The organism is Comamonas brasiliensis (assembly GCF_018292285.1).
Classification (GTDB): Bacteria; Pseudomonadota; Gammaproteobacteria; order Burkholderiales; family Burkholderiaceae_C; genus Comamonas; species Comamonas brasiliensis.
Window position 1 is genome coordinate 304818 of the sequence record NZ_JAANES010000004.1, and the last position, 13138, is coordinate 317955.

Genomic DNA, 13138 nt, shown 5'->3' on the forward strand with positions numbered 1-13138 from the left:
AACTTCTAAAGAACAACTGAAGCAGAAGTCGCAGGCAAGATCCGGGAGCACACCAAATCGCGGCTGATCAGGTGCGTCAATCCCTTTGCTTCAGAGGGAAGTACAGAAAAAAACGGCTTTGGGAAGATTGACGCACCAGATCTCGAAAAATTGGCGTAAGATGCGCCTCCTCAGTGACAGGAGGTGGGATAAATTCCCATCGAAGAGTCTTTGAAGTGCCAGTTATCCACAGAATGTTATGAACAGCTGGGGGAAACTCTTGAGGAATGCGGGCCAGCGATATCAGCCAGCATTGCGCTTTCTTCATTCAAAAAAATTCAATGATCCGTAGGTCATTGTTTTCAAAGAATTTTTCATTTCTGCATAGAAGCAGAACCCTGAGCGGATGCGCAAGCTCTGGGAAGTGCAACCATCCCTTGGTGGAACGGAAACCAGAAACGCCGGCAGTTGCCCACCAGTCACGGTGGTCATTGGTGCACAAGCCCGGCGGTGTTGCTTCGGGCAAGACCTTGCGGGTCGGCAGCCAGGCAAGGCTGGATGCTGCTCACAGTGCCAGGCAACTGTTAGAAAAATTACAAATGCGCGGAGTGCGCCGCGGCAGGTTTGAGAGGCGCGAAGAGGGCGCAACAGCAGGGCAGAAAACCACCTTGCCGCGCGCTTGAGAACAGCGAAAAACGGTCTCTGGACTGGCGCGAAACAGCGCAACGCGGCCTTGAATCACCTGGGCAAGGCCCTGTTTCGCACCGAAACTCAAGACCCTCGGACCGGGCGCCGCTGCAGCGTGAAAGGCGGCAGGCCCTTGATGAGCAACTGGCCGTAGCTGGTGCCCGTCAGGCGGCGGTCATAGCAGTACACATGGGCCTGGTCTTCCTCGGTCCGGATGGCGCGCCCTACCCACTGGGCCAGGCGAATGGCCGTTGCCGGCACCACCAGTTCGTTGAAAGGGTTGCGGCCGCTGCTGCGCAGCCATTCGGCTCTGGCTTCGCCAACGGGGTCGTCGGGCGGCGCAAAAGGCAGCTTGGTGATGAACAGCGACTCGCAGAGGGCTCCCGGCAGGTCCAGTCCTTCGCCAAAGGACTGCATGCCGAAGATGATGGAGGGCTCGCCCATCGCCACGGCCTCGCGGTGGCGGGCCAGCAGGGTCTGGCGGGGCAGGGCGGTCTGCACCAGCACCTGGTTGCGCATGCTGGTGGACAGCGCGTCAACGGCCTGGCGCATCTGCTCGCGGGATGTGAACAGCACCAGTGCGCCGGCCTGGATGCGGCTCAGATCGTTCAACAGGGCCTCGACCATCTCCTCGGTAAAGCGGGCGGCTTCGCGCGGGTCTGAGGCCGTTTCACGGGCCACCAGCGTGCCCTGGCGCGCATAGTCGAAGGGACTTGGCACTTCCAGCGTGGTGACTGAGTCGTCATTGGCCAGCCCCGCTTCGCGCAGAAAGAAGTCGAAATGGCCGCAGCTGGTCAGCGTGGCGGATGTCAGCACCGCACCACGCACCTGCGACCAGAGATGCTGGCGCAGGGTGGAGCCGGGCTGTATCGGGCTGGCATGGGCCTTGACCACGATGAACTCGCCGTCCATCTCCAGCGTGAACCATTTGGCATGGGGCACCATCTTGCCGTCGCCATCGCTCTCGTTGTTCTGCAGCAGCAATTGCGTGGTGTTGAAAATGGCTTCCAGCCTGGGCGCCAGGGCGCCGACCTGCGCATAGACGGTGGACAGGCGCTGGGCTTCCTCGGGTTGTTCCTTGATTTCGGCGCGCAGGGCCTTGGAGACGGCGCGCAGCGCATCCAGAAAGCCGTCGGCATGGTGCGCAATCTGTCCCAGAGGCTCCAGAAGCGCCTCTGGCAGCATTCCGCGGGGGGGCCGTACCCTGGCCGGCCCATAGCTGTCTTTCTGCGATTTGAGCGTCTCTCCGTAGTGCTCCATGACCAGTCGCGCCAACTCCTGCATCTGCTGGCGCAGCTGACCCGCGTGCTTGGGCACGTCGGCCAGTTCCTCGACTTCGGCGACCTGGTTCACGCGCAGCGCACGGCTGGCCAGCTTGTCAATCCAGCCCAGGCGGCTCAGATCCATCTCGCCGGCAAACTGGTCCAGAGCCGTGGAGGGCAGGTGGTGGGCTTCATCAAGCACCAGCAGACAGTTGTCCAGCTCGGGCAGCAGCTTGGAGCCCAGCGAGGAAAGCAGCAAATCATGATTGGCGACAATGACTTGCGCCGCCACCAGGTCTTTGCGGCGCTCGTAATAGACGCAGCTGCCGAAGGCCGGGCAGTGCTTTCCGGTGCATGAAGAGGACTCGGCTGCCACGGGGCTCCAGGCCTCGGCCTCAGGCGGGGTCTCCAGCGAGTCACGGTCACCGTTCCAGGCCTCCGTGGCCAGTGCATCGGCCATGGATTTGTAGAACTGCATGCGGGCCTGCAGCTCGTGCTGTGGGCGACTGAACTTGGTCTGACCCTGCTCGTCGCCAAACAGATCGTCCATTTCGTCCTGTGCTTCCCCCGTGCTTGCCAGACGCTCCAGCTTGAGTTTGCAGACAAAGCGGCCACGCCCCTTGGCCAGGGCGAATTTGAAAGGCTGGTCCAGCTTTTGCGCCAGGGCCGGCAAATCCTTGTTCACCAGCTGTTCCTGCAAGGCCACCGTGGCTGTGGAGATCAGCACCCGCGTGCCGCGCGACAGCGCCATGCGGATGGCCGGAATGCTGTAGGCCAGCGATTTTCCGACCCCGGTGCCGGCCTGCACGACGGCGATGGCACGACGTGGTTCCGGCTCGCCTTCATCGATTTTTCCGAGCTGCGCCTGGCTCAGGGTTTGCGCGATCTGGGCCGCCATTTTTCGCTGTCCTTCACGACTGCGAAATCCCGGCATGGCCCCGACCACGGCATCAAAGGAATTCAGGGCCTCTTCAGCCCACTTTTTTTCATGCATTTCAGCGTTTTTCGAGACGCAAAGACGCTGTGCTCTTGCGACTTATAAGTATTCGTACAGAGATATGTATTAAATAAGATTGAATTTCTTATGCAATACGGCATACAAATCAGTGAAGTCTGTATGTTCTACAGCTGTATCCGTGGGAGTCGGTGGATAGAACTTTTCCACTGCTTGTATATGACTTGTTCATTGTAGTTGTGGATTTCGCCGGGTGCAGTTACCAAGAAACTTATCCACAGAATGAGTTGAAGATCGGCCTGTACATATCCTGGAGACAACCATGTATCAATCCCTGTGGATATGGTTGTTAAATTTTTATGAATAAAAAGATTTTTCTAGATTCTGGCTTTGCTGCAATTTTGCAGAAAAAGCATGGTTTTCAAGTGCTGTGGGTAAGGTTGTTCATGGCTTTCTTCGCTCTTGCGGGTGGCGAAGCATCAAATTTATCCACAAGTCTGTTGAAGGTCATGGCGTGCAGCGGATGGCGGAAGATCACCCACGGCCAATGCTCGTCTCGCTGCTTTGTATGCAAGAGAGCCTGTTTCTGTTGAAATCTGGAAGCGGAGGAGGAAGAAGGCCAAATCTATCCACCGCATGGATAACTTCAAAGCTCATCTTTTGATAGTAGATACCCATTGAACGTCAATGGGTTGATCGTGTTTTCCCTGAAATTCAGGGACGAGCCATGGTTCGGCCTTTGATCATGAAGTAATGACACTTTTGATACTCATGTATGAAAAAATACATGAAAGATGCCTGTTTTTTGAGCAAGTGGCCGAGGGTATGCGTGAGTTGCCTGAAAAATGAGCAATGCAGCCTGTCTGAAGGCTGATTTCCTGGTTTCAGAGCATCAGCGGGGCAGGGCCTGCTCTACGGCCCTGCTCCAGTCCGTGCTTGGCCTTACCAAACCGTAATGCGTGTGTCATCCACGCAGCGGGGTGCTCTTCCTAGCATGGCGTCATCACTGCAGGTGAAGTCGTGGACGCGCCCGTCACTTGCCGGACTTGGGAAAGAGTGAACGATGTACAAGAGCCTTGTGAGACAGCCGGGAGCGGCACATTTACCAAACTGGACATTGGCAAGACTGCCGGTGATGGCTGCAGCCATTGCCGTTGCGGGCCTGCTGCTCGGCTGTGATGCCTCCAGAGCCACCGAGGAGGCGCAGAAGCCGGTTGCGCAACTGCCCAAGGGCTTTATCCAGGTCAAGCCAGCCTCCTTGAAGATGCTGGAGATCGCGCCCGTAGGCAATCCGCAGGGGCTGCAGATGGCCTGGGCTCCAGCGCATGTGGCCTTCGTCGAGGATCGCGTGGCCTCCGTCTCGGTGCCGGTTTCGGCGCGCGTGCTGTCGGTCAATGCGCATGTGGGCGATATGGTCAAGGCCGGCGATCTGCTGGCGACCCTGGTCAGCCCCGATGCGCTGCGCACGCGCTATGACGTGGCTGCGGCCAAGACCGCACATGATGTGGCCGTGGTGGAAGCCCAGCGCCAGCAGACCATGGTGGACAAGGGCGTGGGTGTGGAAGTTGATCTGCGCGCCGCGCAGGCAAAGCTGCGCGAAACCTCGCAGGAGTTGGGCCGCGCACAGGGCACGGCTGCGCTGCTGGGCTCGGGCGGTGGCGATCGACTCGAGCTGCGCGCACCGCGTGCCGGCATCGTGGCCGAGCGCAAGGCCGTGGTGGGGACTGCCGCTGAACCGGGAGCCGCGCTGTTCATGATTGGCGATCCCCAGGCCATGAATGTGGTTGCAGAGGTGTTCGAGTCCGATCTGCCCGGCATTCGCCTGGGCAGTGCCGTGCAGGTCGAGGTGCCGCAGTTGCCCAAACCGATCAAGGGCACGGTGCGCCATCTTGGAGCCACGCTGGACAAGGAGTCGCGCCGCGCTGCCGTGGTGGTGGAGCTGAGCGAACAGAACCCTGTGCTGCGTCCCGGCATGCAGGCCAAGGTGGGCGTGCAGCTGTCGAATCAGCAGGAGATGCTGATTCCGGTCACCGCCGTGCTCATCAAGGATGAAAGCCACAGCGTGGTCTATGTGCAGCATGAGAACAACCAGTTCGAGGCGCGCGTGGTGACTCTGGGGCGCCCATCGCGAGGCATGGTGCCGGTGATCAGCGGCCTCAAGGTCGGTGAGAAGATTGTGGTGCGTGGTGGTCTGCTGCTCGACGGCGCGGCCAGTCAGCTGCTCTAGTCCGGCAGGAGCCTGAACCATGCTGAGTTCATTTATTTCATTTGTGGTGCATCGTCGGCTGCTGGCGGTGTGCGCCACGCTGGCGATTGCCGTCTACGGCGTCTACGCCTATCTGCAGACGGCCATCGAAGCCTATCCCGACGTGACCAATGTGCAGGTCGGGGTGATCACCCAGGCACCGGGCCTGGCTCCCGAAGAGGTGGAGCGCCAGATCACCCAGCCACTGGAGCGTGAGCTCAACGGAACGCCGGGTCTGATATCGCTGCGATCGGAGAGCTATTTCGGTCTCTCCATGATCAATCTGGTCTTCAACGACGACGCGAAAAGCTTTACGGCGCGAGCCGAGGTGTCGCAGCGTCTGCCGCAGGCGGATCTGCCCAATGGCGTGACGCCTGAAATGGCGCCTGACTACACGCCGCTGGGCAAGATCTTCTACTACCGCCTGCAGAGCGACAGACACAATCTGGCGCAGCTGCGCACCGAGCAGGAATGGCATGTGGTGCGCGTGCTCAAGCAGGTGCAGGGCGTGGCCGACGTGGTGAGCATTGGCGGCTTCGTCAAGGAGTTCCACGTTGAAGTCGACCCAGAAAAGCTCTACAGCCTGGGCCTGTCCCTGGACGATGTGAGCGATGCGCTGTCCAAGTCCAACCGCAATGTGGGTGGCGGCCTGATGCGCCGTGGCGAGCAGTCCTTCATCATTCGCGGTATCGGCCTGCTGCGCAATCCGCAGGAGATTCAGGATGTGGTCGTTGCCATGCGTGGCAAGGCTCCCGTGACCATCGGCGACGTGGCGCGTGTCGCGCAGTCGCATACGCCGCGCCAGGGCTCGGTGGGCATGGACGACCAGAACGATGTGGTGCAGGGCATTGTGCTGCTCAAGCGCGGCGCCAACCCCTCCATCGTGCTCGATGACATTCATGCCAAGGTCGATGAGCTCAACAGCGGAGGCCTGCCTGAAGGCATGCACATGGTCACCAACTATGACCGCTCCGATCTGGTGGGCCACACGCTCAAGACCGTGCAGCACAACCTGCTGTTCGGTGCCACGCTGATCGTGGCCGTGCTGTGGCTGTTTCTGCGCAGCCTGCGTGGCTCGCTGATCGTGGCCACGGTGATTCCGCTGTCGCTGCTGGTGGCCTTCATCGGCCTGCACTGGCTGGGCATGCCTGCCAATCTGATCTCCATGGGCGCCATCGACTTCGGCATCATGGTGGACGGTGCCGTGGTGCTGGCCGAGAACATCATCCGCAATGCCCGGCTGCGAAAGCCGCAGACGGCCAACGACATGCGCCACATCATTGTGGATTCGGCCGTTGCCGTGGCCAAGCCCACACTGTTCGCCATGGCCATCGTGATTGCGGCGCTGATTCCCGTGTTCTCGCTGCAGAGCATCGAGGGCCGCATCTTCCGCCCGCTGGCCATGACCTACAGCTTTGCCCTGCTGGGTGCGCTGGTGTTCGCCATGGGGCTGGTGCCGGCGCTGTGCGCCTTGCTGCTCAAGCCCAAGCATGTGATGGTGGAAGAGCCCAAGATCTTCGACCGCGCACACCACGGCTACCAGCACTGGATCGCCAAGGTGCTGGGCGCAGCCAAGCGCCGCACTGCGGTGATCGCCGTGTTCGTGAGCGTGCTGGTGGTGGCCGGGGTTTCGGCCAAATGGCTGGGCACCGAGTTCCTGCCGGAGCTCGATGAGGGCGATGCCTATGTGCTGGTGCAGATGCCCGCTTCCATCTCTCTGGAAAAAGGCCAGGAAGTGCTGCGCGATGTGCGTCTGCGCCTCAAGGTCTTCCCCGAGGTGATCACCGTCACCACGGAGCAGGGACGCCCCGAATCGGGCACCGACAACGAGACGCTGAATCTGGCCAAGGTGCTGGTGCGCCTCAAGCCCCATGGCGAATGGCGCAAGGGCCTGACCAAGCCCGCGCTGATCGAGGAAATGCGGGCGACGCTGGGCGAGATTCCCGGCGTGGCCTTCAACTTCGCGCAGCCTATTCGCGACAGCGTGGAAGAGTCCACCTCGGGCGCGCGCGGCCAGGTCGTGCTCAAGCTGTTCGGCCCTGATATTCCCACGCTGCGCAGCATTCTTCAGCAGACCAAATCGCTGGTGAAGGACATCGATGGCGTGGTCGATCTGGATCTGTACCGCGATGCCCCGGCACCCCAGGTGCATGTGCAGTTCGACCGCCAGGCTCTGGCGCGCCAGGGCATTGCCATGGAGGACGCGCAAAAGACCCTGGAAGTGGCCCTGGCCGGCAATGTGGCCACCACTTTGTGGGAAGGCGAATTCCCCGTGCCGGTGCGCGTGCGCCTGCCCTATGTGGACCGCATGGACGAAGAGCGCATTCGCAACATCGCCATACCGCTGCCCGATGGTGGCTCGGTGCCTCTGGGCTCGGTCGGTACGGTCAGCATGAAGGTCGGCAACTCCTCCATCTTCCGCGAAGGCAATGCGCGCTACATGGCGCTCAAGTTCAACGTGGAAGGTCGCGATATCGGCTCGGTGGTGAAGGACACGCTGGCCACCTTCAAGCAGAACGTGAAACTGCCTGAAGGCTACCAGGCTGTCTGGGGCGGTGAATGGGAGAACCAGCAACGTGCGGCTGCACGCCTGAAGGTGGTGGTGCCGCTGTCGCTGGTCATCGTCTACGCCCTGTTGTTCGGTGCGCTGGGCCAGGCCCGCAGCGCCGGCATCATCTTGCTGTGCGCGCCGTTTGCCATGGTGGGCGGCATTGCGGCCCTGCATCTGGCGCATATCGAGCTCTCCATCAGCGCGGCCATCGGCTTTATTGCCTTGCTGGGCCAGGTGGCCCTGGCGGGGTTGCTGGTGGTCTCTGCGGTCGAAGATTTGCGCCGCCAGGGTATGCCCTTGATGCAGGCGCTGATCGAAGGTGCGGCCGAGCGCATGCGCTCCATCATTCTGGTGGCGTTGCTGGCGCTGCTGGGCCTGCTGCCCATGGCACTGTCCACTGGCGTGGGTAGCGAAACCCAGCGCCCGTTTGCCTCGGTCATCGTCGGCGGCATGGTGGTGCTGCCTCTGGTGGCACTGGTGCTGCTGCCCGTGCTGTATGCCTTGCTGGGCCCCAAGAACATGTTGACGCAGGAAGAACGTGATGAAAGCGCTCAAGATGAATAAATGGCACTCGCTGGCCATGGCTGCGGCACTGTGCTGCGGTGCTTTCAGCGGCCTTGCCCATGCTGCCGATGCGATGGACGCACCTGCGCAGAACAGTGCCGCAGCGGGCCGTATGGCGGCCCCTGTGCAGCCTGTGACCCTGCAGGAATATCTGCGCATCGTCGTGCAGAACCAGCCCAATCTGGCAGCCGATCGCATGCAGCTGGATCTGGCCAGGGCCGACAGCAAGACGGCGGCAACCATCTCCAATCCCGCCATGCATTACTCCAGCAAGCGCGGAGAAAAGGAATGGGGTGTGGAGCAGGCCATTCCGATCTTCGGCCAGCGCGGCATGCGCATCGAGAACGCCAGGCTGGGCGAGAAGGCCGCAGCGGCCAATGCCGACGTGGCGGTCGCCGTCACCATGAGCGATGCCGCCCATGCATTCAACGAGCTGCTGGTGGCGCAGCAGCGCTATCAGGTGTGGCTGGCTGCACGCGACGAGCTGGAGAAGGCGGGCAACATCGTCAAGGGTCAGATCGAAGCCGGTACGCGCAGCCGCTATGACGGCGCGCGTTTGAACCTACAACAGGCCCAGATGAGCATGCAGGTCAGCAAGGCCCAGGCCGCCTTGCGCGATGCCGGATCGCGCGTGGCCGCCATTGCGGCCCTGCCGCAATGGCAGGTACGTGTTGAGGGCAGTCTGCAGGCTACTGACATTCGCAAGGCACCCGGCTACGAGCAGCTGTGGAACCAGGCGCAGATCCAGTTGCCGAACCTGCGTGCCGCGCAGGCCGAGCTGGACAGAGCACGCCAGAAGATCCAGCTCGAGCAGCGCGAGGCATTGCCCACGCCATCCTTTGGTCTGGCTCGCATCCGCAACAGCGTGGACGGCAGTTTCAACCAGGTGGGCGTGAGCGTGGAGATCCCGCTGTTCGACCGCCGCCAGGGCCCCATCGAGCGCGCCAAGGTCGAGGCCGACCAGGCCGAGCTGCGCCGCGATGCGGCCTTGCTGGCCGCCCAGTCCGAACTGCAGCGCTCCTTGCAGCAGCTGTCGCTGCGCCGCACTGCCGTGCGCGACTACGAGAAGGAAGGGCTGGCGCAGATTGCACCGCTGCACCAGATGGCTCAGGATGCCTACAAGCTGGGCAAGGGCACGATTCTTGAGCTGATCGATGCACTGGGCTCGATCACCGAGCACCGGCTGGAGCATCTGGAGCTGGTCAAGGACATGCTGGACGCCGAGTGGGAGGTGCGTCTGGCCAGCGGCGATCTGCCACAGGTGCAGCCTTGAGCGAGGCAGGGGAGATGGCACAAACCCCTGTTCCACCTCCTGATGCTTCCCTGCCGCCCGCTGCGAAGGAGGAGGCGACGGCTTATAGTGTCTGTCCACCAACGGCCAGAGACAGACTCCGCATGTACCGCTACCTCATCATCGAAGACGATGCGCTCAACGCGCGTTACATCGCTGAAGGGTTGCGCCAGCAAGGCGCGCATGTCAGCGTCTGCGGTGACGGTGTGCAAGGCATTGCGCAGGCCGTGGGCGAGAACTGGGATGTCATCATCCTCGACCGCATGCTGCCCAATGGCTTTGACGGGCTGCAGATCCTGCAGGCGTTGCGCTCCATGGGAAAGCAGACGCCGGTTCTGGTGCTCAGTGCCCTGTCTGCCACCGACGAGAGAGTGCGCGGGCTCAAGGCCGGCTGCGATGACTATCTGACCAAGCCTTTTGCCTTCTCCGAGCTATCGGCAAGACTCGAAGCCCTGGTGCGCCGCGCCCAGATCCCTGCTCCCACGCGCGAGATGCAGGTGGCCGATCTGCGCGTCAACCTGATTTCGCGCAGCGCCGAGCGTGCCGGCCAGCCGCTGTCGCTGCAGCCGCGCGAATTCCGTCTGCTCGCGTTTCTCATGCAGCACGCGCACCAGATCGTCACGCGCACCATGCTGCTGGAGTCGGTCTGGGATTACCGCTTCGATCCGCAGACCAATGTGATCGACGTGCACATCAGCCGCCTGCGCAGCAAGGTGGACAAAGGCTTTGCCACGCCTCTGATCCACACCGTGCGCGGTGTGGGCTACAGCCTCTCGGACCAGCCGCAAGACCTGCCCGAGGTGGTCTGATGATGCGCTCCAGACCCTGGAGTTCGCTGGCATTCAGACTGGCTCTCAGCTATGGCGGCCTCATGGTCCTGACCATGGCCATTGTGCTGGCCGTCTTCTATGTCCAGACTGTGGGCGTGGTGCGGGTACGGCTCGACAAGCAGGCCGAAAACCATGTGCGCAGACTGACCGAGCACTCGGCCAAATACGGCCCGGGAGCGCTGGAAAACGAGATTCTTCAGACCATTCGTGACGGTGTGAACACCGACACGGAAATCGTCATTCTCATGAACCCGCAAGGCGAGACCATTGTCAGCAATGCCGAGGTATATCCTCCGCGCAAGCTCAGCATCATGGGCGTGCGCGAGCTGACCGTGAAGCGCAACGGACGGCTGATGGTGGGCCGGGTGGCCGTCGTGGAAATGCCCAATGGCAATCTGTTGGCCGTAGGCAGCGACATGCAGCTGCAGCGCGATATGGAAGAGCTGTTCGGTCAGGCCAGCCTGCTGGCTGCCGTGGCGGCCTGCATCATGGCCGTGATCGGCGCCATGGTCTTCAGGCGCGTGGTGGACGAGCGCGCGGCCGCCATTCGCAGCACTATGTCGCGTGTGGCGGCAGGCGAACTGCGCCAGCGCATACCGGTCGATCAGCGCGAGGATGAATTCACGCTGCTCAACCGCGATATCAACACCATGCTCGACAGGCTCGAGCAGCTGATGGAAGGCATACGCCATGTCTCCAACAGCATTGCGCACAACCTTAGAACGCCGCTGACGCGCATCCTGCTGCGCCTGCGCAACGCGCAGCAGGCCAGCCCCGAAATGCAGTCCGCCACGCTGGCGCTGGTAGCCGAAGAAGTGGCCGAGCTGGGCGTGGTTTTCGAGAAGCTGCTGCAGATTGCCGAAGTGGAAAGCGGAGCCAGTCGCAAGAGCTTTGCATCGGTTGATCTGCAGGCTTTGCTGGTCGACGTGGTGGACTTTTACGAACCGCTGGTGGAAGACGCCGGCGGCATTCTCAGGCTGGATGTGCAGGAAGGTGTGCAGGCCCTGGGCGATGGCGACCTGCTGGCCAGCGCTGTCTCCAATCTTGTCGATAATGCTATCAAATACGGAGCGTCACCCGACGACGTTCACGGGGCTGACGTGCTGCTGCGCGCCGCACCAGCGCAGGAGCACGGCAGCGATGGCGTCTGGGGTGTGGAGATCACCGTGCAGGACCAGGGGCCGGGTGCAGATCCTCAGACCCTGGAGAAAATGACCACCCGTTTCTACCGCGCGGAATCGGATCGCCCGGGATACGGACTGGGTCTGGCCAGTGTGCTGGCCATTGTCCAGCTGCATGGTGGCAAGCTCAGTTTTCACAACGCCCATCCAGGCCTGGTGGCGCGCATCTGGTTGCCTGCCGTGGCCTAAGGGCGAGAGCGGAGTCTCGTCATTAGAAGCTGGCGCGATAGCTTTGTGCATCCAACTGGCAATGGCTGTCGATCGCTCCTGGCAGATCAAACAACTGAGGGCGCTTTCTGAAGTCATAAAGACGGTATAGATGAAAGCGAGAAGATTCTTGCTGCGACACCTGCAGCTCATTGTGTGTGACAAAAAATGGCGTTTCTTTGGCAAAGCTGGTGGTCTTTACTTCGATCAGCTTTTCCTTGCCATGCAGGTCGAAGGATCGCACATCAAAACCCAATCCGTCCCCCAGCGACTCGGCAACATGCTCGACTCTGCTTGCCAGCTTGTGGAGTCCTTGCTTTTCAAGCTGCCATTGCTCATAAGCCAGCACAAATTTTTCGCCGGCCAAACCCAGTGAACGATTGCGTGCTTCCTGAGCCAGATAGTCACGTTTAGCGGCACTGTGCAGGGCATAAGTTGCGGTGGGCTCAGCCGCTTTGGGCGTGCGCTTCGGGGGCTCTTGCTGCACAGTGTCGAATGTCGGAGCGAGGTACTCAACTGCCGGCTGAGTCACGGCAAATTGCACAATGGCTTCCAGCGCCTGGCATTGCTGCAGCTGGGATTCGACTTCCTCCATCAGCAGCGACTGGAAGTTGAACCGGAAGTTGAACCGCGGCTGATAACCCTTGATGTGAGGGTAGCCAAGAAGACGCATGACTGCACTGATATTGCAGTGCTTGAATTCAATGGATGCAGGCGATCGGATACCGTTCAGTTGCTGGAATAGAAGCTGTCGGCAAGCCGCCTTGTTGTAGCGTTGCCCGGCCAGCTCTTGCCGCAGCATGTTCAGATAACTTTGGATGGTTGCCTGAACTTCTGTTGCGCTCCAAGGCTGGCCTTTTTGTGATGTCTCCATGTCCCGATCTTGCCAGGAATTAAACGCACTGCGTTGCTATGAAAGTGCCTTGTTGCCATAGGCACAGAACCCTGGTTTGGGTCCTTTCTTGGGATGCAATCTGCAGGTCTCCGGACGCTTTTCATAGACCGTGCAGCGGCGCGTGTTCTTGTCCAGAAAATTGCAGTCCCCGCCTGCCCGGCGGGCCATGGTGAAGATCTCGTGCTTGGGGTTGAAGTGGTCGATCAGACGCATCTTCAGCAGCCGCCTGGCGATCAGCTTGGGCTCGATGTTTTCGACCTCGAACGGGTCCACCAGCTCCAGGCGCACCAGATCCGGCAGGCGTACCTCCAGCGGCATGGTGCAGCAATTGGCAGCGCAGCTGTCACACATGCCGGCCTTGTACTTGCTCCAGGTTTCCAGGCGGTCGACGTCAACAATGCGGATGGAGGATTTCATTTCGGGTGGGGCACTTCTGGGAGAAGCGCGATGCTGCCATGAGATGTCGATGTCTGCCTTGCGCCATTGCTATG

At 61.0% G+C, this 13138-nt stretch carries 8 protein-coding genes; 5 read left to right on the plus strand and 3 right to left on the minus strand.

Annotated features, from left to right (window positions below; all coding sequences use genetic code 11):
- Nucleotides 1-750: 750 nt before the first annotated feature.
- Nucleotides 751-2922 (minus strand): ATP-dependent DNA helicase DinG, encoded by a 2172-nt coding sequence (gene dinG / locus DJFAAGMI_RS17885; protein ID WP_211458156.1) that lies wholly within the window; start codon nucleotides 2920-2922, stop codon nucleotides 751-753.
- Nucleotides 2923-3946: 1024 nt separating this feature from the next.
- Here dinG and DJFAAGMI_RS17890 point away from each other — a divergent pair.
- The 5 genes from DJFAAGMI_RS17890 to DJFAAGMI_RS17910 all read left to right on the plus strand — a co-directional run bounded on the left by DJFAAGMI_RS17890 (nucleotide 3947) and on the right by DJFAAGMI_RS17910 (nucleotide 11734).
- Complete coding sequence (locus DJFAAGMI_RS17890) at nucleotides 3947-5110, plus strand: efflux RND transporter periplasmic adaptor subunit (RefSeq protein ID WP_419095617.1); 1164 nt, start codon at nucleotides 3947-3949, stop codon at nucleotides 5108-5110.
- A gap of 19 nt (nucleotides 5111-5129) precedes the next feature.
- Complete coding sequence (locus tag DJFAAGMI_RS17895) at nucleotides 5130-8243, plus strand: efflux RND transporter permease subunit (protein WP_211458158.1); 3114 nt, start codon at nucleotides 5130-5132, stop codon at nucleotides 8241-8243.
- Nucleotides 8221-9516, plus strand: coding sequence for a TolC family protein (locus DJFAAGMI_RS17900; RefSeq protein WP_211458159.1), 1296 nt, complete (start codon nucleotides 8221-8223; stop codon nucleotides 9514-9516). Before DJFAAGMI_RS17895 ends, DJFAAGMI_RS17900 begins: the two co-directional genes overlap by 23 nt.
- A 122-nt stretch (nucleotides 9517-9638) precedes the next feature.
- Complete coding sequence (locus DJFAAGMI_RS17905; protein WP_167007567.1) at nucleotides 9639-10343, plus strand: response regulator transcription factor; 705 nt, start codon at nucleotides 9639-9641, stop codon at nucleotides 10341-10343.
- On the plus strand, nucleotides 10343-11734 hold the full coding sequence (locus DJFAAGMI_RS17910) for a sensor histidine kinase (protein WP_211458160.1): 1392 nt from the start codon (nucleotides 10343-10345) through the stop codon (nucleotides 11732-11734). The genes DJFAAGMI_RS17905 and DJFAAGMI_RS17910 overlap by 1 nt, the downstream gene beginning before the upstream one ends.
- A gap of 22 nt (nucleotides 11735-11756) precedes the next feature.
- Here the strand turns inward: DJFAAGMI_RS17910 and DJFAAGMI_RS17915 are convergent, their stop codons facing one another.
- Both DJFAAGMI_RS17915 and DJFAAGMI_RS17920 read right to left on the minus strand, forming a co-directional pair.
- Nucleotides 11757-12626, minus strand: a complete 870-nt coding sequence (locus DJFAAGMI_RS17915) for a protein NO VEIN domain-containing protein (RefSeq protein WP_249334501.1) — start codon at nucleotides 12624-12626, stop codon at nucleotides 11757-11759.
- A gap of 36 nt (nucleotides 12627-12662) precedes the next feature.
- A complete protein-coding gene (locus DJFAAGMI_RS17920; protein ID WP_003060002.1) occupies nucleotides 12663-13064 on the minus strand; it encodes a YkgJ family cysteine cluster protein in 402 nt (133 codons plus the stop codon).
- Between the last annotated feature and the right edge of the window lie 74 nt (nucleotides 13065-13138).

Coding starts and splice junctions, on each gene's coding strand:
- DJFAAGMI_RS17890 (WP_419095617.1), top strand. CDS start 3,947: ATGTACAAGAGCCTTGTGAGACAGCCGGGAGCGGCACATTTACCAAAC.
- DJFAAGMI_RS17900 (WP_211458159.1), top strand. CDS start 8,221: ATGAAAGCGCTCAAGATGAATAAATGGCACTCGCTGGCCATGGCTGCG.
- DJFAAGMI_RS17910 (WP_211458160.1), top strand. CDS start 10,343: ATGATGCGCTCCAGACCCTGGAGTTCGCTGGCATTCAGACTGGCTCTC.
- DJFAAGMI_RS17895 (WP_211458158.1), top strand. CDS start 5,130: ATGCTGAGTTCATTTATTTCATTTGTGGTGCATCGTCGGCTGCTGGCG.
- DJFAAGMI_RS17920 (WP_003060002.1), bottom strand. CDS start 13,064: ATGAAATCCTCCATCCGCATTGTTGACGTCGACCGCCTGGAAACCTGG.
- DJFAAGMI_RS17905 (WP_167007567.1), top strand. CDS start 9,639: ATGTACCGCTACCTCATCATCGAAGACGATGCGCTCAACGCGCGTTAC.
- dinG (WP_211458156.1), bottom strand. CDS start 2,922: ATGCATGAAAAAAAGTGGGCTGAAGAGGCCCTGAATTCCTTTGATGCC.
- DJFAAGMI_RS17915 (WP_249334501.1), bottom strand. CDS start 12,626: ATGGAGACATCACAAAAAGGCCAGCCTTGGAGCGCAACAGAAGTTCAG.